The organism is candidate division KSB1 bacterium (genome assembly GCA_022562085.1).
Classification (GTDB): Bacteria; Zhuqueibacterota; Zhuqueibacteria; order Oceanimicrobiales; family Oceanimicrobiaceae; genus Oceanimicrobium.
This window is the reverse complement of sequence record JADFPY010000011.1, coordinates 15879-37960: the sequence shown is the minus strand read 5'-3', so window position 1 is coordinate 37960 and position 22082 is coordinate 15879. Positions and strand designations below refer to the sequence as shown.

Here is a 22082-nt window from a genome sequence, read left to right as displayed (position 1 = left end):
ACACCCGCGGAATTCTTAATTTGTGAAGATATTATAAGATTTTTCAAACTCCAATCCCCATGAGTTTTTCTTGCTTGAATAAATTATAGAATTGGCGGAATATTTTTATATTTAGAGCATGCAAATGGTAATCTCATTTCAAATATAGATTTTGGGAAACTAGTATGCTTGATCAAATTGCAATCCTTAATATGTCCTATTTGATTCATCAGGCAAAGAGTGCGAGTAATTCAGCCAAGCAGCTCAAATTCCTTAACAAATATCTCATTGACCATATGTGCCTCTTTAACGGCAAGCCCATGCCCACACTATTAAAGCCGAATTTTGTTTCCCCGAAACAAACACAAACGTTAATCTATGCCGTGGATCAAATAAGTAGTGCATTGAATAAATTTATTCACCTTTATATGTCTGATGAGGTCGTGCGCCGAATCATGAAGTTCAGTGACATGGAGAACGAACTCTTTGCCATTAATCCTGGCTACAATACACCCCTGGTCATTAGTCGACTTGATGCATTTTTAAATAACTATTCGGTCAAGTTTTTAGAATTCAATTGTGACTCTCCGGCGGGACTTGCCTATTCAGACGTAATGGAAGATGGATTCAAAGAATTGTTCAAGGACTATCCATTTCTAAGTCAGTGGAAAATCGATTATATCGACCGGCAAGGTCTACTCCTCAAAGCTCTTCTCACCTGCTATAATGAATTTCGTAACAATTCGCAATCTTTGCCTGCCAAGCCTGTTATAGCGATTGTGGATTGGGATAATGTCTCAACGTTTTCGGAATTTCATCTTTTGAAGAAATACTTTGAACAAAGAGGTTACGAAACTATTGTCAGCAGTCCGCTTAATTTTAAAATAAGCGCTGGTAAGGCACTTGCCGATGGTCGGGAAGTACATCTGGTCTACAAACGAGTCATTACTCGTGAACTGTTAGAAAAATGGGATCAGGTTGCTGAATTTGTCCAGAGCATCAAAGATGGTTTAGTGTGCTGTTGTAACTCATTTCGGTCATATATCGTTGGAAATAAAAAAGTGCTTGCTCTCATCACAGATCCACGTTTCCAGGGGATTTTTTCAGAAAACGAACTAAATGTGATCAAGAAAACGATCCCGTGGACAAAAATATTGGCAGACACAAAAGTCACGTACAAGAATGCTTCTTTTCATCTTAAAGATTTTATTATTGAGAACAAAGATCTTCTCGTACTCAAGCCTGCAAACTCTTATGGCGGCAAAGATGTGTATCTTGGACGGGAGACAGAGCAGGGGACCTGGGAAAAAATTATGAGTGAACATCTTTATGATGAAGCGTGGGTCGTTCAGGAATACGTCGACACTCCGCATGATATATTTCCAGTAATCAAAGATGACATCTCATTGCAATTAAAAAAAGTCAATATTAATCCATTCGCACTTCTGGGAAAGTACAGCGGGACAATTACTCGAGTCTCGGACAGTTCTGTCATAAACGTCAGCGCTGGTGGAGGTTTAGTCCCAACTTTGAGTGCAGCTAGAAAAAAAGGACATCATAGCCCAACAGTTGATGGATATGAAAGTAGCAAAAAGTTATTCGCTTAAGGAGATACAACAGAAATTGGAACAGAATGAATTACCATTCTCCGGTATCACTGTATTGGGCTCTTCGGAATTTCATTTTCTAAAACCCACATTTTTTGCTGGCGTTGCTATGCATGCCGGAAAACGAATCCGACCCGAAGTGCTAGAGAAAATGATGGTTAGTAAAGCGGACCGTTTTCGAGAGGAAGACCCTTTCACAGACCGGTTCATAAAGGACTTTCCTATGCAAATTATTGGCCGGGAATCACGTTTTGAATATGATCTAAACAGAGAACCCTTCCGGGCTATTTATGATACTAAAGAAAAATCTTGGGGATTGAAAATCTGGAGGCAAAAGTTAACTCAACAAGAACGAACTATCCCTATCATGAAACATAATGAATTTCATGATCTCATAGATATTGTCACTGCGTATCTATTGCAGCAGAATAGATATGCCGTAATCTTTGATATGCACTCGTACTGCTATCAAAGAGAGGAAATTCTGGCCTGGTTCGAAGATCCCAAGCCGGAAATTAATGTTGGGACAAAAGCTGTTAATCGGAATCTTTTTGGTTCGGGGATTGAAAAATTGATTGAACAATTATCGCTTACACGAATCAATGGATATCCGATTCGTGTGATGGAAAATGCCCTTTTTGAGGGCGGTTATATGGCTCGGCGACTTAGCCAGGCAAATTACGATCGGTTGCTTGTCTTAGCATTGGAATACAAAAAAATATTCATGGATGAGTTGTCCGGGGAACTTTTTGACGATAAACTTGAAAAGTTGATTCTTGACTTCTCGGCCATGGTTAAAAATCTAACAACATCAAGTTTCTTTATGAAATGTAACCCATCACAGGTATAAAACTAATCAGACGGGGTTCGACCCTAACTTCCGGCCTCGCACACCAAACGTTGTTCGCAAAACTATAGCATACAATTCTTTACTCATACCGCAACGCTTCAGCCGGGTTAGAAACAGCGGATTTCAAAGCTTGCGAGCTTACCGTCAGCAGGGCGATAACAAGCGCGAGAACTCCCGCGAATATGAAAGTCAGCCAGCCAAGTTCCACGCGATAGGCGAACTTTTGCAGCCAGTTGGTCATAACTACATACGCCACCGGCCAGGCGACGAGATTGGCGAGCAGTACCCAGCGGGCAAACTCCGTTGACAACAGCATGACGATATTCGTCACCGTCGCTCCCAGCACTTTGCGGACGCCAATCTCTTTTGTGCGCTGTTCCGCCATGTACGACGCCAGTCCGAAAAGTCCCAGGCATGAGATGAAGACCGCAAGAATGGCAAAATATTTCAGAATATCCACCATGCGCTCTTCTGTCCGGTACATCCGATCCAGCTCTTGATCGAGAAACTTAAATTCGATGGGGTAGTTCGGAATAATTCTGTCCCATACATCCCGGATCACCTCTGTGGAAACTGAGATATCGCCGGGTTGAATACGAATACCGATATAGCCGAGTCGCTCAGGATCCCCAAGAGCCAGAGCCAGCGGCATAATTTCCGTGCGTACTGAGTGATAGTGAAAGTCCTTCATCACCCCGATGATCTTTCCTTTCTGTCCCATAAAAGACAAGTTCGCGCCAACGATGGGCTCGACCCCCATGATGCGCGCCATCTCCTCGTTGACAACAAAAGCACCCGTTGAATCCGTCCCCAGGTCGGACGGGAATTCGGGAGAAAAGCTTCTCCCCTGCACCATCTCAATCTTCAGCGTCTCGACATAGTCGTAATCCACCGTGCTGAAGCTGATCAGCACGTCTTCTTTTTCCGGATCTTTGCCATCCCATTCCGCGCCGGAGGAATTAGAGCCGATACTCGCGGGCTGTTGGCGTGAGGCTGTGACATCGAGAATCTGCGGGTGTTTGAGCAGCTCATTCTTGTATACCTGGTACGATTCCCCGATGTCGCCGCGCATGCGGATATAAAGAACGTGCTCTTTGTCGTAACCGAGATTCTTGTTCTTCATAAACACAAACTGATTATAAACTACCGCCGTACCGATCATCAGCATGACCGAGAGCGCGAACTGCGCGACAACCAACCCTTTTCGCAGCGCAGAGCTTTTTGCCCCCGATTTCAACTTTCCTTTCAGAACACGTACAGGCTCAAATCCTGAGAGAAACAATGCCGGGTAACTTCCGGCAATGATGCCGGTTAGAAGCGTGATGACAACCAGTCCGATCAGAATATCGGGCTGCGCCCAGACAGCAGAGGTGATTTCTTTTCCTGAAATGTGATTGAACAGGGGAAGCAAATTGCTAACCAACAGAATTGCAAAAACCAACGCTGCAAAAGCCATAAGAATCGACTCGCCAAGAAACTGTCCGGCAATGCTGCTTCTCAACGCCCCACAAACCTTGCGCAGGCCGATCTCTTTGGCCCGGTTAGCGGAGCGGGCCGTGGACAGATTCATGAAATTGATACAGGCAAGCAACAATACAAACAGGGCCACAACGCCGAAGATATAGACATACTGAATATTGCCCATTTCATGGCCGTACCCCCAGTAGCTATGCAAATGCATATCCACAAGCGGAGCCAGCAAAAAATCGGTCGTCGACTCCTCGTTATGGGAATGCACAATTTCGGTCATCTTTTTGTTGACAGCTGTGATGTCGCTGCTCTCCTCAACCTGTACATAGGTCTGGATCGAGTTGCTACCCCAGCGCTCATTGTACCACCCCAGCTCTTTGGTAAACTCAAACGGGATGAGCATATCAAATTCGAGAGATGAATTCGGCGGAACGTCGGTCATGACACCCGTCACCACAAAATCATATTTGTTGTTGGCGGAAAATATTTTTCCCATCGGATCGTCATTGCCAAAATATTTCTGCGCCATCTCTTCAGTAATGACAATCGAACGTGTATTTTCAAAAGCTGTCGCTGCGTCTCCCCGGACAAACGGAAAGGTAAACATATCGAGGAAAGATGGATCCACCGGTCGGATGCCGGTTTCAAAAAACGCCTTGTCCCCGTATCGCATCAAAAAGCCGACGTTCCAGCACAGCCGGGCCGCATCGATGACTTCCGGCAGTTCCTCCTTAAAAGCCGGTCCGACCGGAAACGGCGTCACGGTAACATGATAGGTTCCGTCCGAATAATACTGGTCTTCTACTACCCGGTAGATTGAGTCGGCATTTTTGTGAAAGCGGTCATAGTTGAGTTCGTCCTGCACCCACAGCATAATAAGGATGCTGCACGCCATGCCGAGAGAAAGGCCAGCGATATTAATCAAGGAATATGTTTTCTGTCCCAGGATATTCCTGATCGCTGTTTTGATATAATTTTTGAACATGGACGGTCTCCTCCGGCTTGATCAAACGGTCTAAAAGGACAAATGAAATTCATCAGGTTAGACACAATCAATCGCTAAAGGGTTGTCCCGTTTATCCAAATATCTTGTGGTGGCTTATTCTTCCATCCGGAGAATAGAGACATTCGATTCAAAAGGGGGAGACGGCTTAGGTTAAAAACTGAGCAGGGAAAAGGTGTCAATTAAAGAGGGGCGTGAGCAGATGAAGAAGATGATATTAACTACGCCAGGAGGACTCGAACCTCCAAGCATTTGGATCCGGAGGCCAACACGGTTACGAATTTCTGTAGTCAGTAATTGATTTGAAGAAAGGCACACTCAAAAGTATTCTTCATCAAGCAGAATTGAGCGTCGAGGAGTTTATCAATTATCTCTAACCTTTTGATAGATTGGAATCGTTTGACCCACTAATTCCGCAGCGGCTTCCCCTTCTTCAGCATAAACTTCATGCGATCCTGCGAGAGCTTCTCACCGCAGAGGCTCACAAACGCTTCCCGTTCCAAATCGAGAATGGTCTGTTCATCAACCGGGGAGGTTGGGGAGGACTTTTTACCACCGGTGAGAACATTAGCCAGTTTGCTGCCAATCAAGCGGTCGTGCCCGGAGATTTTGCCGGCTTTCACCAAATCATTCAAAGCTCCTTCAATGGCCAATCTGCCGCCCTCACCCGGCAGAATCAAATCCTCGCGGGGTTGCGGCGGCTCAAAATTCTCGCTCATTTCAAGCACGGTCTGCTTGGCTTCAATAATTAAGTGGTCGGAATTCAAAACAATGCGGTCGTTTCTGGTTAACAAGCCAAGTTTGACGGCTTCTTTCGCCGAGGTCGAGACTTTAGCGTAGCCAATTGTTTCAAAGGCCTTTTGCGCAACCGGGAACGGTCCGGTTCGGGCTTTCTCCATGGTTTGCATGTTATTGAGCAATACCCTGAGATTTCCGCCGGCGCCCGGGATGAGCCCCACACCAACTTCAACCAGGCCGCAATATAACTCCGCCGAGGCCACGATGCGATTTGCCAATGCGGCCGCCTCGTAGCCGCCGCCCAGGCACAAATTAAACGGCGCCGCAACCACCGGGAAGTTGGAAAATTTCAAATTCTGAGCCACATCCTGGAACGTCTTGGTGATTTGCTCAATCCGTTTCCAATCCTTTGCTTCACACAGTTGAAGGATCAGCGCCAAATTAGCGCCGGCAGAAAAATTCTGCCCCTGATGCCCGATGACCAATCCCTTGAATCCTTCTTTCGGCACAATCTCCAAAGCGGCTTCCATCATATCGATAATTGACGCATCGATAGGATTCAGGGTCGGCTGCAGCGAACTGTGAAATTCCAGACAGGCCACGCCATCACCGATATCGATTAAACTCGCACACCAGTTCTTTTTGAGCTCATTGCCTTTTTCTTTTTCAAGAGCCAGATTAATCTGTTTAGGCCCTAATTGCAGGGTGCGTTGCTCTTTTGTTGAAAAATCGAAATAGGTTTTATGTCCTTTTTGTTGAGCATAAAATAAAGTCTGACCGGATTTCAGCATCTCCTGAACCCAGGCAGGCACTTTCTTGCTCTCATCGCTCATGCGTTTGACCGACTTCTCGAGGCCGATGGCATCCCAGGTTTCAAACGGACCGAACTCCCAGCCAAATCCCCATTTCATGGCGTTATCGATGTTGACAATATCATCGGCGATTTCCCCTACGCGATTGGCGGTGTAAATCAAAGTGCCGGCCAGAAGCTCCCAGAAGAATTTTCCGGCGGCATCCTCGCTATAAGCCAGAGCATTGATTCGTTTTGCAGTATCAGTAAATCCCTTTGCCACGCGGTAGCCGTCAAAACGCACTTGCTTTTGCGGGCCATATTCAAGCGTTTCAAAATTCAACGAGAGAATTTCTTTACCGACTTTTTGATAAAACCCTTTCCGGGTCTTCTGTCCCAATTGGCCGTTATCCAGCATCTTCTGCAGAACATCCGGCACCTGAAAAATTTCACGAGACTCATCATCCGGGCAAAATTCGTAAGTGTTTCTGGCAACGTGCGCCAAAGTATCAAGGCCCACAACATCCGCAGTCCGGAAAGTCGCGCTCTTGGCCCGCCCGATAATGGTTCCAGTGATTTTGTCTACCTCCTCAACAGCCAATTTCATCTCTTGCGCCAACTTCAAGCTCAGCATCATGCCAAAAGTGCCGATGCGATTGGCGATGAAATTGGGCGTATCTTTGGCAATGACGAGGCCTTTACCAAGAGTACTCTCGCAGAAATCAGAGAGCAAATCAATACATTTTGGATGGGTCTGCTCCCCCGCGACAATCTCCAAAAGTCGCATATATCTTGGCGGGTTAAAAAAGTGAGTCACCAGAAAGCGCTTTTGTAAGTTCTCCGGCATACCTTCCATCATATTTTTTATGGAAAGCCCGGAAGTATTGGAAGAAACCACTGCGTTTTCTTTTAAGTATGGCGCCATCCGATTAAAAAGCGAATGCTTGATGTCCAGGCGCTCGACGACCGCTTCCAACACCCAATCTACTTCGCGGAGTTTTTCGATGTGGTCGTCATAATTGCAAGGTGTGATCAGGCCGGCCGTCCTGGGATTATAAAAAGGTGCGGGCTTAAGTTTCAAAGCGTTTTGCAACCCTTCTTCGGCCACTTCTTGAGAAATGTCAAACAGATAAGAAGGAAGGCCTGCATTTGACAAATGCGCTGCCAATTGCGCCCCCATCACCCCGGCACCGAGAACCGCAACTTTTTCGATTTTTTCTGCCATGTTGTATCTCCATTCTTTAAACCTTGCAGGTTTTAAAAACCTGCAAGGTTTTTGCCCTACACTCTCTCTATGATAGTTGCGATTCCTTGACCGCCGCCGATGCACATGGTGGCGAGACCCGTTCTGGCTTTCTTTTGTTCCATGACGTTCAGCAACGTGGTTAAAATTCGTGCACCCGAACACCCAAGTGGATGACCCAATGCAATAGCACCGCCGTTCAAGTTAACTTTGTCCATTGGCCAGCCAGCTTTTTCAATAACATATATAGATTGAGCTGCGAATGCCTCGTTTAACTCAATCACGTCTATATCGTTGATAGTCATGCCGGCCCTCTTCAGGGCTTTTTCAGTCGCTGGAATTGGGCCCATGCCCATACGCTTCCAATCGACACCTGCGAATGCGCGGGCGACTATTTTCGCCTTTGGCTGCAAATCTAATTCGAGAGCCATTTCATTACTGGCCAGCAACATGGCTGAAGCGCCCATTGAAAAAGGACTGCTGGTAGCTGCGGTGACGCTGCCATCTTTGAGAAAAGCGGGCGCAAGTGATTTTATTTTTTCCAAATCAGGTTGGCGCGGACCTTCGTCCTGCTTGACAATTGTGCCGTTCACTTGAATCGGAATAATTTCTTTTTCAAAGCGATTGTTTTTCAAGGCGTCCAGCGCTTTTTCGTGTGAATCAACTGCGAATTTATCCTGTGCCTCTCGGCTGATATTGCCATCTTTAGCGAGATTCTCAGCGGTCTCCCCCATGCCCATGTAAAACTGCATTTCTGCTAATTTCGGATTAAGGCTCGGATTAAACCCACCCATGGGTATGGAAAACATATCCTCGACACCGCCGCCAATTCCTGCCTCGATGTCACCGACTAAAATGGCGCGGTCGACCTGGTGAACTGCATCCATGGAAGATCCACAAAAACGGTTGACCACCTTCGCGCCAGCCTGCTCAGGAATACCGGCAAGAACTGATACACCACGAGCGATCAGCATGCCCTGAGACGCTTCTGGAAAAGCACACCCTAAAACCACATCCTCGATTTTAGCTTTGGGAAATTTCGGGTTTCTTTCCAGCAAACCTTTGATCACTTGCGCGGCCAAATCATCAGCACGAATCCCAACCAGCTTGCCGTTTTTAACGCCGATTGGACTGCGCGCCGCATCGATTATTACCGTAAATCTATCCTGATTTGACATTTTGTGCTCCTTTTATTTTGGATCTTAAACCTTGTAGGTTTTGAAAACCTACAAGGTTTATTAATTCTTTTCATACAAATTTTCTGCAACTTGACGCTTCAACTCAAATACATTTGTCGTCAAATGCATTTTTTTGTCAAATGTATCTAAGCCGCTTAGTCCATCTTCCAATGCTTTGTTTTCTAAAATAGAAGAAATTATTTTTTTGCATGACGAACTTATTTCATAGAACTTTTCAGCAGAAAAAACGCGGGCAATTGCCAGCCAATTGCGATCGACTTCAGAAGTGGCAAACTTTTGAATCACCCTTTTGAGAACGCTGTCCACCAAATAAATATCCGAAAACAAATCGCTGAGCAAAGAGCCGATCTGCTGCTCATTGGGAAGGTCTTGTCCGTATTTACAAATGGCTTCATTAAAGACATAAAGCACCGCTGCCTTGGCTGCTTCGATTCCACGTTTTTCCTTAGAAAGAACGTCCAAATGATCATCCATCCCGGCGAGCCCATTGCCATTCTCTTTTATTTTCTCTCTAATCGGCAGTTCTTCCATCAGCGCTTTTTTCAAGAAATAACCCGAGATGATTTGACGATTGATTTCATTGGTTCCTTCAAAAATTCTATCTATACGGTTATCACGCAAAACAGAAGCCATAGGATACTCTTCGATAAAGCCGTAGCCGCCGTAAATTTGCAGGCCTTTGTCTGCTACAAACCACAGGGTTTCACTGCCCACAACTTTACAAATCGAGGCTTCGATGGCGTATCTTTCAATGGCTTCGGCAACTTCTTTGTTGTAAGTCGGTGAGGACTCATCGATTTCAGAGACAGCTTGGTCGATGAGCCCGACGGTTTTATAAATAATGCTGTCAAGTGCAAATGTGCGAATAACCATATCCGCAAAATACCCTTTGATGACATCAAAATTTCTAATCGATTGTCCAAACTGTTTTCTTTCCGAAGCGTATTGCAGAGTTTCCTCAGTTGCAGCTTTGCAAGCACCTAAAGTCCCGGCTCCTAATTTAAACCGGCCGATATTCAGCGTGTTAAACGCAATCGCGGCACCTTGACCGATTTCTCCCAGAACATTTTCAACCGGTACGTGGACATTTTCCAGATAAACCGTGCAGGTTGACGACCCTTTGATGCCCATCTTTTTCTCCTCGGGCCCAATGGACAAACCCGGCGTGGTGCGCTCGACAATGAAGCCGGTAAATTTACCGTCGACATTGGCAAAAATGATAAACAGATCGGCCCAACTGGCATTGGTGATGAACTGCTTGGTACCATTCAGCACATAGTTTTTGCCATCTTCGGATAAAACTGCCGTGCTTTTCGCAGCTAATGCGTCGGACCCGGATTCGGGTTCGGTTAAACAGTAGGCGGAGACCAGCTCAGCGGTGCCAAGCTTCGGAAGATATTTTCCCCTTTGGGGGTCGTTTCCAAAAAAGACGATCGGCAGGGTGCCGATACCGGAATGCGCGCCCATGGTTGCGGAAAAAGAGGCACATAACCCGAATCCCATAGTTTCCGCTACGATGGCGGATGTGACTTTGTCGAGGCCAAGACCGTCATACTTTTCCGGAATATCGACGCTTAAAAGGCCAAGCTCACCGCATTCTCTCAGCAGTTGGAGAGACAGATCTTTGTTGTATTTCTCGATCTCCTGCTTGTTGGGACGAATTCGCTCTCGTGCAAACTCTTCTACTGTTTTAGCGATTTCTTCTTGTTCGGGTGAGAACTTCTCGCGAGTAAAAATCTCTTCGGTGCAGATTTGTTTGGTAAGAAAATCACCGCCGGTTTTCATGCTTTGCGTCCTTTCAATATACTTAATTGAATCCATTCAATAATTCCACGAAAAAAGGGAGGTAAACTCTCCTCCCTCTCAAAATACTATTACTTACAGCCTACGCGTTAATAAAAAATATTTCTATCTTTCCGCGATAGGCTTATAATCAATTTTTGTCGGTCCGGTGTAAACCGCTCGCGGCCTGAACAGACGATTGTCGGCCAAATATTCCAACGCTCGTGCAGTCCAGCCGGCAATTCTGCTGACCGCAAAAATAGGCGTAAACATGTTCGTGTCAATGCCCATCGCTTTGTAAATAATTCCCGAGTAAAAATCAACGTTCGGAAAAATCTTTCGTTCCATGCCTAATTCAGAAACTACTATTTCTTCCAGTTTTGCAGCGATTTCATAAATGATCTTATTTTCAGTATTCTTTTCAGCCAGGAGCTTTGCAATGGGGCCAAATATTCTTGCGCGGGGATCGTAAGCTTTGTAAACGCGGTGTCCAAATCCCATCACTTTCTCTTTGGCTGCGCGTTTTTTCTGATACCACGTATTGACATTGTCAACGCTGCCGATTTCCTGTAAACTGAGCACAACTTGTTCGTTCGCACCGCCATGCAAGGGACCTTTCAAACTGCAGATTCCGCCGACGACTGAACTGTACATATCGGACAAAGAAGAATTTACCACCATTGTTGTAAAAGTCGACGCATTCATACCGTGATCGGCGTGCAAAATCAGAGAAACATCCATGATGCGCTCACTCATTTCGTCAGGAACGTTGCCGGTTAGCATATAAAGGAAGTTTCCCGCATGACTCAATTCCGGATTTGGCGACACCTGGTCTTTTCCTTCACGGATTCTACCAATGGCCCCGGCTAACGTCGCCATTTGTGAAATCAGTTTGAGAGAAATTTCGGTTTCATTTTCAACGGAAGTGTCCTCCGACTGTGCATCTAAATTGCCAAGCATAGAAATAGTGGTTGCCAAAGCTGACATGGGGTGACTCGATTTTGTGGGAATCATTTTTAAAACATCGAGTACTGGCTGGGGAACAGTACGGTATTTTTTGAGTTTTTCGTCAAAAGCGTTCAACTCAGAGGAGTTGGGCAGTTTTCCGTAGAGTAGCAAATAACACGTCTCTTCAAAGCTCGATTTTTCTGCCAAATCAAAACAATTATATCCGCGGTAAATCAACCACCCTTTAGCGCCGTTGACGTAACCAATTTGAGTTGTATTGGAAATCGCCCCTGCGAGACCTCTTTGCAACTTTACTTCAATCGGCCAGTTGATCTCTTCCGTTAGCCCGGGTTCAGGTTCGGAATCGGTTTCGCGTGCGGCTTTGTCTGCAGCCTGCCGAATCAATTCATTGACTTCCCTTGCACTCATTTGCGTCTCCTTGGTCGGTAAAGAAATCTCCTTAAATCCTATTCAATTAATTGTCGTCTTTTTGTGAGGTTAACTTTAATGCGGATAAACCTTTGAAAGATTAAAAAGCTAAGCAGATTTTGACTTAAAAAAATCAGCGATTCGGATACTCTTTATTGAATAAGACCTTTCAATAGTTCTCTTAGATTCCCCGAAAAATCCTAGCTGCTTTGATAACTCTTCCACTTCGATTCAAGTTCAGGATTCTGCAGCGTTTCCATAATATAGTCTGCATATTCCTGGCCGCTGGCCCCGGTTGACCGGCCGGTTATGGACAGTTTCTTCTCAAACTGGCCGCAGATATCCAAGGCCATTTCCAATTTGTCGGCTCCGTCCTCGTAGCCAATATGTCTACTCAACATACCCGCTGCGCGAATCATACTGGCCGGATCGGCATACTGTGCCCGGCCTTCATCGACCATACGAGGCGCGCTGCCGTGAATGGCTTCGAACATAGCGTATTGTTTCCCGATGTTTGCGCTGCCCGCAGTTCCAACACCGCCTTGAAACTCAGCTGCCTCGTCTGTGAGAATATCCCCGTATAAATTCGGCAACGCCATCACCTTAAATTGGGTTCTGCGTTTTGGATCTATCAATTTGGCCGTCATGATGTCAATGTACCAGTCGTCGCACTCAATGCCCGGGTATTCCTTAGCAATTTTGTAGCCGATATCCAAAAATTTACCGTCGGTGGTTTTGACCACGTTTGCCTTGGTCACCAGGGTGACTTTGTCGATATTATTTTTCTTGGCGTATTCAAAAGCCAGGCGGATGATCCGTTCCGAACCCTGCTGAGTCGTGACGGTAAAATCAATGGCCAAATCATCTGAGACATTTACGCCATTGCTACCCAGGGCGTAGGCACCCTCGGTGTTTTCTCTGAAAAAGACCCAATCAATGCCGTCAGCCGGGACTTTTACAGGTCGCACGTTGGCAAACAAATCAAGTTCTTTACGCATGGCTACATTCGCACTCTCGACATTTGGCCAGGGATCGCCTTTACGGGGTGTTGTAGTTGGTCCTTTAAGAATAACATGGCACTTTTTCAACTCTTCGAGAACATCGTCGGGAATCGCCTTGCTTACCTCAGCACGCTTTTCGATAGTCAAACCCTCGATAATCCGAAATTCAACCATCCCGGCGCCGTGCTGCTCTTTTAGTAAAAACTCTAAAACCCGCTGGGCTTGCTTTGCGATAAAGGGTCCGATTCCATCTCCGCCACAAATTCCAATAATAATAGGACGTAAGGACCGGTAATCCACCCAGTCCGTCCTCTTTTTCATCGATTCAACACGATTTAACTGCTGTTCGATTAAATTTGCAAAATGATTTTTGGCTGCATCCACATCAACGTTGTTCATTCAACTCTCCCTCTATTCTCATCTCTTTTATAGAAACTCAGTTTATAAAATAAAATTATGAATTACGCTTTTCAATGCTCTTGCGTTTAATACTAATAAATATAACATTCCGAACACGACAATCAAGTGAAAATTCAGCAAGAAATTTGGCAGGGACGGTTGAAAATACCGACCTTATTTGCTTATTTTTAAGGAACCTACTTAATGAGTTGCATCTGAGGGAAAAGTATTTTTTTGATTGCTCTTTTATAGCAAAGGTTGACTTTTGTTTACAGAAATTCTAAACTTGTCAACAATCTAAATCCAATATTTTTATGCCGTTTTACTCACTGCTGGGTTCCTCGATTAACAGCTTCAAGGGACAAATTATCTCCGTAATCGGAGGCGGTGGAAAGTCCTCCCTGCTAAAAAAGATCGGCCAGGAATTAGTTAATCTTAATTTAAAAGTCATCCTCACAACCACCACCAAGATTGAGCCGTTTCCAAATACGGGGTTGGTTCTGCTTAAAGATCGCGGCCAAGATATCCGTGAAGAATTGACTTATATGCTTGATGAGTTTAAAATTGTGATGGTTGCCAAAGATCGCTACAAAGAAGATAGGCTTGTTGGAGTCAATACTGAGATTGTCCGAAAATTTAAAAAGTACGCAAATATTGTATTAGTCGAAGCAGATGGGGCCAGGCAGCGTCCTTTTAAAACACACATGCCCCACGAACCGGTTATTCCTGCAGCAACGGATAAAGTAATTATGGTAATTGGTTCAGAAATTGTCCACCAACCTCTGAATGATCAAACGGTGCATCGGGCTGAGTTGTTTGCCAAAAAATGGAATATGGCTTTAGGAGCAAAGTTGACCCGGAAAATTATTGCAAAGGAGCTTTTATCCACGGCCGGCTATACTCGCAAAATACCACTCACCTCGAATGTTGCTATCTTTATAAATAAAACCGATCTTAATTTAGACCGCGCTAAATCACTGGCAGAATATTTAATGAAAAAATGTGATTATCCCATCTTTTTGGGGAGCATTAAGAATAATTCTATTTTACAGGTGAATCCCAATCAAACGGCCTAATCTTGTTTAAACCCGCACAGAAAGAGCAACTTAAAGTACCCGGCCACCAAGATTATATGCCGGATTTGCGTGAATTCGTAAATCGGGTCGGTAGAAAATACGGTCTGGCGGAAAAGCTAATTAACACTTTTAAATTAGCCATTGATGAAGCTGCGACGAATATCATCGCACACGGTTACCGGGATCAACAAAGTCATATTACAATCCAAGCTATTGTAAAAAGAAAGAGCATCACATTTGTGCTGATCGATCAAGGTCCTTTCTTTGACCCCAATTGGGCTGAAGAACCGGATCTTTTAAATTCGGCTGAAACAGGCGAGAGACCCCACTTGGGAATCTTCCTCATGCGAAAATTAATCGATAAGATTGAGTATTCTAAAACGGATGCCGGTAATGAGCTTCGGCTGACAAAGCATCGCCAACCTGCCAAAAGGCCGCTCAGGCTTAAGCCCTCGATTGTTCCGCTTCAAATCCTAAAATCACCTTATTTTCTCGCCGTATTTACAATTTTAACAATATCCTTTTTCTTTTATTCTTATAAAAGAGCAGAGTTCAAACGGGTTTCCGATTTTCTTTCTGCAGGGGAAGAAATATCAACGATAATTGCCAATCATTTAGGCCCGACGAGAGCGGATTTCTTGAAATCGGCCGATGGTGCAATTTATTTAAAAACCTACCTGCAACCTATTTATGAAGAGAAAGTATGGCAAATTCATAGCATTTCGGTAGCAGACAGCAGCGGCAAAATTATCTGGTCAACAAAATCTGCAGAAATCCAAATACCGTTTAGGCGCCCCCATGGCGTTACTTTTATTAAAGAAGGTATCTTTACTTATTCAATTGATGGAACGGGGATTTATGAATTTGAAAAACTGACGACCCAAAAACGTGATTTCTTTTCGGGGAAAATTCGCGTGATGTTTCTTAAGGATTACCTTGAACGGCAAATTAAAATCGAAGAAATACATCATCTTAGGAATGGCCTAATCGTTCTCGGAGTAGGTTATATCGCAATTTTGTTTTTGGCTTATTTAATTAAATATCCACTACGAAGATTTTTCAAACACCCGGAAAAAGGACATGGCGCAGAAACCGACGAGATTGCCGATGAAGTCGACACTTTTATTAAGAGGGCAAATGAAAATCCCGAATGGGGAATATTAAACGAAAAAATCTCTAAAATTAATCCGCCTAAACAAATCGAAGCAAAAGAAACAGGCACCAAAACAGACGACGACGCTCCTGATAAAAACGAGGGATCCAGTCTCGATGCTGTTAATCCCGCCAAAATAACTGTGAAAAAGCCCGAGTATAATTCCAGGCAATTACCGGCACCGTCTCCACCGGCAGAAACCCAAAAAGCCGGCAAAGCACCTAAACGTATAAAGAATAATTCTCCGGCTAAGGCGGATCTCGAATTCACTTTGTCTGAATTCTTAGACTGCCTGAATTCAAAAGCTGAAACTGCAAGATCTGCGGCGGCAAATTTCAAGGAAGCCGCTCAAGAATTGGATCCGGATCCTCAATTAGAATCTGCTCCGGAAATCGAAGAAATTCAGGGAACGGCGCCTGAACCCGTCCAGGAAATCGTTGAGGCACCAGACCTCGATTTCGAAATTGGGGATATCTCAGATTCGTTAGTTGATGCAATTTTTGATGACTTTGCCGGCGACCAAATTGGGAGAGTCAAGGATGATACATCCACAGAAGAACCTCAAAAACAAGAAGAAAAGGAAGAGAGCGCAGAAAAGGTAGTTGAACCGGCTGAGGAAAGGCCGGAGGGACAGATCGAAGAAGAGATCGTAACGGAAGAAAGTTTCGAAAGCAAAGTTGAAGAGAAACCTGAAGCAGAGATCAAGCTTCTGCCGGAGCCCGCACAGAAAAAGACACCGCAAACTGAAAAAGAACAAATACTAGAAGCCGATCTTGGAATCGAAGCCGACTCAATTCTGGTTGAATCTATTGAGGATTTATTTTCAAAGATAAAGAAAGTTCACAACTTAATATCAAAGACAGATAAGCCTGCTGCAGAATCCGGGCAGACTGAGTCAGAACCAGAGGTAAAGGCTGCCACAGAACCGATCAAAACGGAACCTGAAAGCAGCCTCGTTTCCGAGAATGAGGAGATTGAAATTGCAAGCGCACCGCAGGTCGAGGAAAACACAGTTGAATTTAAATCTGAAGCCGCTGAACCTGCTGAAAAAGCAGAGGCTCTTCTTGTGGCTGGCGTCAAACACTATCAAAAAAAACAATTTGAAGATGCAATTATCACATTTCGAAATTTGCTCAAAATTGAACCTGATTCAAAAAATATTTACTTATTGTTGGGGAACGCCTATTTTAAAAATGGTATGATGACCGAGGCGCTTTCGGTGTATGAGCAATACAAAAAAAAGTACCCTGGCGAGTCGATTGCACATGAGAATCTGGCTCTGATTTACGAAAAGAAGGACGTCTATCAATCAGCGCTTAAAGAATGGAAAGCGGCATTAGACCTAAACCATGATAGACCGGATATTAAGAGAAAAATCGAACAGGCGGAGCAAGCTCTTAGGGCGGAAACTCAAAATGGCAACTCGGTAAAAGAAACCCAAACAATCGAAAGTGAGCCTCCCCGGGCAAAGGCTAAGCCAAATAAGCAGGATGAGCAAAAAAACACATTACTTAAAGAGGGCATCTACCACTATCGCAACAAAAATTTTGCTGCTGCAATTAATAGCTTCAAAGTCGCGAACAAGCTTTTCCCTACATTTAAAAAAGCTTACAGTTTTTTGGGAGTCACTTATTTTCGACATAAGATGTTTGACGAATCGGTGCAAATTTTTGAGAAATTGAAACAGTTGCAATTTGAGAGCGAATCCGAACATGAAAACATGGGCATCATTTATGCTAAACAAGGCCTCTATCGCCTGGCATTAAACGAATGGGAAAAAGTATTAACTGCACATCCAAACCGCACGGATATTAAAGAGAAAATAGACAAAGTTTTTGAACGGCTTTAATGGGTCGCCTTTCCTCCTTAATTCTACAAAAGTTTTCTACTTTCTAAAAAAATCTGAATCGCTTCGAGTCCTCCTTTTTCAGTGGGGAAATAAAAAAGAACGCACTCTTTACTAAACCTTACTTTACAAACGGTTCAATTCAGCCAACGAAAATGTCCTTGCTGTTTTGTTACATAAGGGTTATATTTATCAAATTTTCGGAGGGACAATGAAACGACTCATATTTATATTTCTTCTGCTTACAACAACTGCTTATTCTCAACCCCTACAAAAAGACATGCTGGTTTTCGCAGATCGCCGTGCTGCTTTCATGGAAAAAATCGACCCGAATGGCATTGCGATTTTCCCGAGCAAACCGGTCTACTTGAGAAATTTAGACATTGAGTACCCTTACCGTCAGGAAAGCAATTTTTACTATTTGAGCGGATTCGAAGAGCCCGAGTCCATGCTTGTCATCAATCCTTCCCACCCGAAGTACAAATATATTATGTATGTTCGGAAGCGCGATCGTCGCCGCGAGACTTATGACGGTCCTCGCGCCGGCGTTGAAGGCGCCCTGGCGACCTTTAAGGCAGATACCGCGCTTTACATCGAAGACTTCAATCGTACCATTTTTCGTTTTATTCAATATGACCGGCCAATTTACTACACATTTGGGATTAACCCCGAGACCGACGATCTCGTCCGCAAACGTTTGATTGAGCGGCGCAGCGGCGGTAATTGGGCGATCACAGATCCGGCTCCTTTCCTCGATCAGATGCGGCTTATCAAGAATGACGGCGACTGGGAAATGGGCCTGAAAAAGGCAATCAATATTTCAGTCGCGGCACACCTGGAAGCGATCAAATCGATTGAACCGGGTATGTACGAACATGAAATTCAGGCGGTGTTTGAATATGTGTTCAGAAAAAATGGGTCCCCTCGGAATGGATACAACTGCATCGTCGGGTCCGGTTATAACAGCACGATTTTACACTACAACCTGAACAATAAAAAAATCAAAGACGGCGACATGATCCTGATGGATTGCGCCGCCGAATACGGTTATTATTCTGCAGACATTACCCGCGCAGTCCCTGCAAACGGTAAATTCACTACAGAACAAAAAGAAATTTACCAAATCGTTCTGGATGCCCAAAACACCGCAATCAACATGGTCAAGCCGGGTATAATGAAGAGCGAGTTGGACAAGGCTATCAATGATATTCTTGGAAAAGGTTTAGTGAAACTTGGATTTATTAAAGATAAAAAAGATTACCGGATCTTCTCTCTCCACGGATATGCACACTGGATAGGACTGGAAGTCCATGACGTTGGTGCTTATACGCAAAATGGCGAGTCGGTGACTTTGGCACCGGGCATGGTCTTTACTGTTGAACCCGGACTTTACGTTCGCACCGACGTTTTTGAAAAGATGCAGGAAAGAGGATACTCCGAAAAAGAAATCGCTAAAATAAGACAGCGGGTGGAAAAGTATATGAACATCGGTGTGCGCATTGAGGATGACATTGTAGTGACGGAAAGCGGATTTGAGAATTTGAGCAAAGATGTGCCGCGTGAAATTGCAGAAATTGAAAAATTGATGCAGGGCAAGGGGGTTGGAAATTTGACGATAAGCAACTGAAACTCCACACTTACCCGATCGAAATAAAATGCATGGTAATAAAGTTATCTTAAACTGATACTGACTCTGAAACAAAAGGAAACTGCGAATGGCAAAATCACGAAGACAATTTTCCAGGAATTTTATTTTATTAATTGCGTTCCTCATTACATTTTCAACGGATTTAAGTGCCCAGACCGGAATCCTGCGAGGCACCGTAACAGATGCAGAAACCAATAAAGGGCTTGCCGGCGCCAACGTGATTGTCACTTCCGGCGAGCTTAAGACAGGTACCGCCACTTCAAAATCGGGCCAATTTGAATTAAAAAATCTTCCCCCGGGAAATTATTTGATTCAAGTGAAACATATTGGCTACCAACTAAAAGTTATTCCGAATTTATTTATTTCAAACGGTGAAACAAAAGAGCTTGAAATTATGCTCACCGTAAAAGCCATTGAATTTAACCCAATCAGTATAAGCGCTTCCAGGCGTCCTGAAAAAGTGCTTGATGCACCGGCCTCGGTTACGGTTCTCAATGCGGCAGCTATTGAAAATCGCACAGCTCTAACTCCTACAGATCACTTGAAAGCTTTGCCCGCTGTTGACATCATTTCAGCGGGACTGAATCAATCGAGAGTTGTGGTTCGTGGATTTAATGATCTTTTTTCCGGATCCCTCCTTTCACTTATTGACAACCGTATCACCAGGATTCCAGCGGTACGCCTTAACGCCTTCCAATTGATTCCGGCCAGCAATTTGGATATTGAGCGCATCGAAGTCGTCTCAGGGCCTGCATCTGCACTTTATGGCCCCAACAGCGCTAACGGGGTCATGCACGTTTTAACCAAATCTCCCTTCGATTCAAAAGGAACCATAGTCAGTGTCGGGGGCGGTGAAAGAAGTGTACTGATCGGCACGATCAGGCATGCAGGCGTTTTAAACGATAAAATTGGCTACAAATTTTCGCTGCAATATTATGAAGGCAACGATTTTCCTTCGGTAGATTCCACTGAAATAGTTGCCCGCTTGGATGCTATTAGAAACGGCGCCGATCCGGATACCCTTAGAATTGGCGTAAGAATTTTCGACATCAAAAGCACCAATCTCGATGGACGTTTTGATTTCCATCTTTCACCTGAACTAAAATTTATTGTAAACGGCGGGTTCAGCCGAGGTGACAATATTGAAATCACTAACCAGGGCGCGGTTCAGGCTTTGGACGCGTCTTTTAAATATATCCAGGGACGATTGATTTATAAAGACTTTTTTGCACAGGCATTTATAAACAAAATTAGTACAGGGGACACTTACTTTCTTAGAACCGGAGATTTCGTCATAAACAAATCGAGTCTGTTTGTGACTCAGGCGCAGCACAGTTTGTCTTTGAGTAGCCGCCAACAATTGACATACGGTATCGATGTTTTACTCACCCGGCCCGAGTCAGAAGGAACTGTAAATGGCCGCAATGAGGATAACGATAATGTAAATGAAATCGGCGCCTATTTGCAGTCGGAAACCAATTTGACTTCCAAATTAAAATTTCTGGGTGCGGCCCGTATCGACGATCACAACCGTCTGGATGGTCTGAACTTTTCGCCAAGAGCAGCTCTGGTTTTTAAACCAACCCCTACCAATAATTTTAGGTTAACTTTTAACCGGGCTTTCAGTACTCCGACTTCTGACAACTTGTTCTCTGATGTGGTTGGTCAGCGTATCTCAACCTCAATCGATCCCAGTCTGGCTGTCCTGGCTCCTTTTATCGGCGAGACGTTGTTTGAGATTCGCGCGCGCGGCACCTGGCCTTCAGGATTTAACTTTAATTTTGATCCTAACGGCCGGCCGCAAATGGTCACGGCATTTGGTGGGTTTCTGGCAGACAACGGCTTTATTCCGGAAGCTAATTCCTACCTGCCTGCGGATGCCCAGTCGGTCTGGCCGGCAATTCGGGCAGTGATTCTTTCCCAGATTCCCCCGGGCCTCCAGGGCGCTTTTGAAAGTATCCTGCCTGCGCAATTAAGTCAGTCAGCCCCGGCAAACCTGAGAGTCATAAATACGGAAACCCAGGAATTAGAGCCGGTGGACATTTCATTTGTCCGAAACATTAAACCGCTTTTTGAAACTACAACAACAACTTTTGAGGTAGGTTACAAAGGGCTCATTGAAAACAAGCTGCTTGCGAGTGTGGATCTTTATCATTCAAAAATCAAAGATTTCATTGGACCGCTCAGAGTTGAAACACCTGCTGTTTTTATCAATCCGGAAACCCTGGGGCCGGTCTTAGCCCAAGACATTGCTAATAATGATCCGAACGTCACTTTAGAACAAGCAACTCAATTTGTGAACGATTTTCTCATGTTAGACAGTCTTGCGTTACTGCCAATTGGCGTCATCTCTCCTCAAGAAGTACAAAGCGGTACGGATATCATTCTGACCCATCGTAATTTAGGAGATGTATCGGTAACGGGCTTGGATTTAAGTTTGACTTACCAAATCAATCGCAACTGGAATATCACCGGTAATTACTCTTTTATAAACCGCGATTTCTTCAAAAGCCAGGACGGTTTTTCCGATATTGCGTTGAATGCACCCAAACACAAATTCGGCGCCAACCTCAACTATCGAAATAGAAACGCCGGATTTGACAGCAACCTCAGACTGCGTTTCGTGGATTCTTTTCCGGCAAATTCCGGAATATTTACCGGGACTGTCGACCGTTACACAATTCTGGATTTAAACGCCACCTACACCTTGCCATTCTTTGATAACACGCGCTTAAACTTAACTGTGCAAAATCTACTAAATAACAAACACAGAGAATTTGTCGGGCTTCCGGAAATCGGCAGATTGGCGTTGGTGCGGTTGACACAGACGTTATGATTGTAATTAGCCTCTTAAGCAATAAATCAACATAATGCTAACCCTATGGATATTCAACAAGGTTCACTCTATGAGTCTTCAAAAG

General features: G+C 44.5%; 12 protein-coding genes. 6 read left to right on the top strand and 6 right to left on the bottom strand.

Annotated elements, in window-relative coordinates:
* The first annotated feature begins 164 nt into the window (after positions 1–164).
* Together IH879_02135 and IH879_02130 are read left to right on the top strand one after the other, a co-directional pair.
* The gene (locus IH879_02135; GenBank protein ID MCH7673736.1) at positions 165–1586 is read left to right on the top strand and encodes a glutathionylspermidine synthase family protein; all 1422 of its coding nucleotides are present in this window, start codon (positions 165–167) and stop codon (positions 1584–1586) included.
* Positions 1558–2436 carry an N-formylglutamate amidohydrolase gene (locus IH879_02130; protein MCH7673735.1) on the top strand — a complete coding sequence of 293 codons (879 nt, stop codon included), beginning with the start codon at positions 1558–1560 and terminating at the stop codon, positions 2434–2436. Before IH879_02135 ends, IH879_02130 begins: the two co-directional genes overlap by 29 nt.
* 79 nt (positions 2437–2515) lie before the next feature.
* Here the strand turns inward: IH879_02130 and IH879_02125 are convergent, their stop codons facing one another.
* From IH879_02125 to IH879_02100, 6 genes are all read right to left on the bottom strand, one after another.
* Entirely contained in the window at positions 2516–4891 is a 2376-nt protein-coding gene (locus IH879_02125) for an ABC transporter permease (protein MCH7673734.1), read from the bottom strand.
* 425 nt (positions 4892–5316) lie between these two features.
* Entirely contained in the window at positions 5317–7662 is a 2346-nt protein-coding gene (locus IH879_02120; protein MCH7673733.1) for a 3-hydroxyacyl-CoA dehydrogenase, read from the bottom strand.
* Positions 7663–7718: 56 nt separating this feature from the next.
* Positions 7719–8858 carry a thiolase family protein gene (locus IH879_02115; GenBank protein MCH7673732.1) on the bottom strand — a complete coding sequence of 380 codons (1140 nt, stop codon included), beginning with the start codon at positions 8856–8858 and terminating at the stop codon, positions 7719–7721.
* Between the two features lie 60 nt (positions 8859–8918).
* A complete protein-coding gene (locus IH879_02110; protein MCH7673731.1) occupies positions 8919–10700 on the bottom strand; it encodes an acyl-CoA dehydrogenase family protein in 1782 nt (593 codons plus the stop codon).
* 87 nt (positions 10701–10787) lie between these two features.
* A complete protein-coding gene (locus IH879_02105) occupies positions 10788–12038 on the bottom strand; it encodes a citrate synthase/methylcitrate synthase (GenBank protein MCH7673730.1) in 1251 nt (416 codons plus the stop codon).
* Positions 12039–12238: 200 nt separating this feature from the next.
* Positions 12239–13438, bottom strand: coding sequence for an isocitrate/isopropylmalate dehydrogenase family protein (locus IH879_02100; GenBank protein ID MCH7673729.1), 1200 nt, complete (start codon positions 13436–13438; stop codon positions 12239–12241).
* A 314-nt stretch (positions 13439–13752) separates the two neighbouring features.
* On the opposite strand from IH879_02100, the gene yqeC reads away from it, so the two are divergent.
* The 4 genes from yqeC to IH879_02080 all read left to right on the top strand — a co-directional run bounded on the left by yqeC (position 13753) and on the right by IH879_02080 (position 21997).
* Positions 13753–14514, top strand: a complete 762-nt coding sequence (yqeC, locus tag IH879_02095) for a putative selenium-dependent hydroxylase accessory protein YqeC (GenBank protein MCH7673728.1) — start codon at positions 13753–13755, stop codon at positions 14512–14514.
* 2 nt (positions 14515–14516) lie between these two features.
* Positions 14517–17516 carry an ATP-binding protein gene (locus IH879_02090; protein MCH7673727.1) on the top strand — a complete coding sequence of 1000 codons (3000 nt, stop codon included), beginning with the start codon at positions 14517–14519 and terminating at the stop codon, positions 17514–17516.
* A gap of 208 nt (positions 17517–17724) precedes the next feature.
* The gene (locus IH879_02085; protein ID MCH7673726.1) at positions 17725–19140 is read left to right on the top strand and encodes an aminopeptidase P N-terminal domain-containing protein; all 1416 of its coding nucleotides are present in this window, start codon (positions 17725–17727) and stop codon (positions 19138–19140) included.
* 88 nt (positions 19141–19228) lie between these two features.
* Positions 19229–21997 (top strand): TonB-dependent receptor, encoded by a 2769-nt coding sequence (locus IH879_02080; protein MCH7673725.1) that lies wholly within the window; start codon positions 19229–19231, stop codon positions 21995–21997.
* Positions 21998–22082 lie beyond the last annotated feature (85 nt).

Coding starts and splice junctions, on each gene's coding strand:
- IH879_02135 (MCH7673736.1), top strand. CDS start 165: ATGCTTGATCAAATTGCAATCCTTAATATGTCCTATTTGATTCATCAG.
- IH879_02130 (MCH7673735.1), top strand. CDS start 1,558: ATGAAAGTAGCAAAAAGTTATTCGCTTAAGGAGATACAACAGAAATTG.
- IH879_02125 (MCH7673734.1), bottom strand. CDS start 4,891: ATGTTCAAAAATTATATCAAAACAGCGATCAGGAATATCCTGGGACAG.
- IH879_02120 (MCH7673733.1), bottom strand. CDS start 7,662: ATGGCAGAAAAAATCGAAAAAGTTGCGGTTCTCGGTGCCGGGGTGATG.
- IH879_02115 (MCH7673732.1), bottom strand. CDS start 8,858: ATGTCAAATCAGGATAGATTTACGGTAATAATCGATGCGGCGCGCAGT.
- IH879_02110 (MCH7673731.1), bottom strand. CDS start 10,700: ATGGATTCAATTAAGTATATTGAAAGGACGCAAAGCATGAAAACCGGC.
- IH879_02105 (MCH7673730.1), bottom strand. CDS start 12,038: ATGAGTGCAAGGGAAGTCAATGAATTGATTCGGCAGGCTGCAGACAAA.
- IH879_02100 (MCH7673729.1), bottom strand. CDS start 13,438: ATGAACAACGTTGATGTGGATGCAGCCAAAAATCATTTTGCAAATTTA.
- yqeC (MCH7673728.1), top strand. CDS start 13,753: ATGCCGTTTTACTCACTGCTGGGTTCCTCGATTAACAGCTTCAAGGGA.
- IH879_02085 (MCH7673726.1), top strand. CDS start 17,725: ATGAAACGACTCATATTTATATTTCTTCTGCTTACAACAACTGCTTAT.
- IH879_02080 (MCH7673725.1), top strand. CDS start 19,229: ATGGCAAAATCACGAAGACAATTTTCCAGGAATTTTATTTTATTAATT.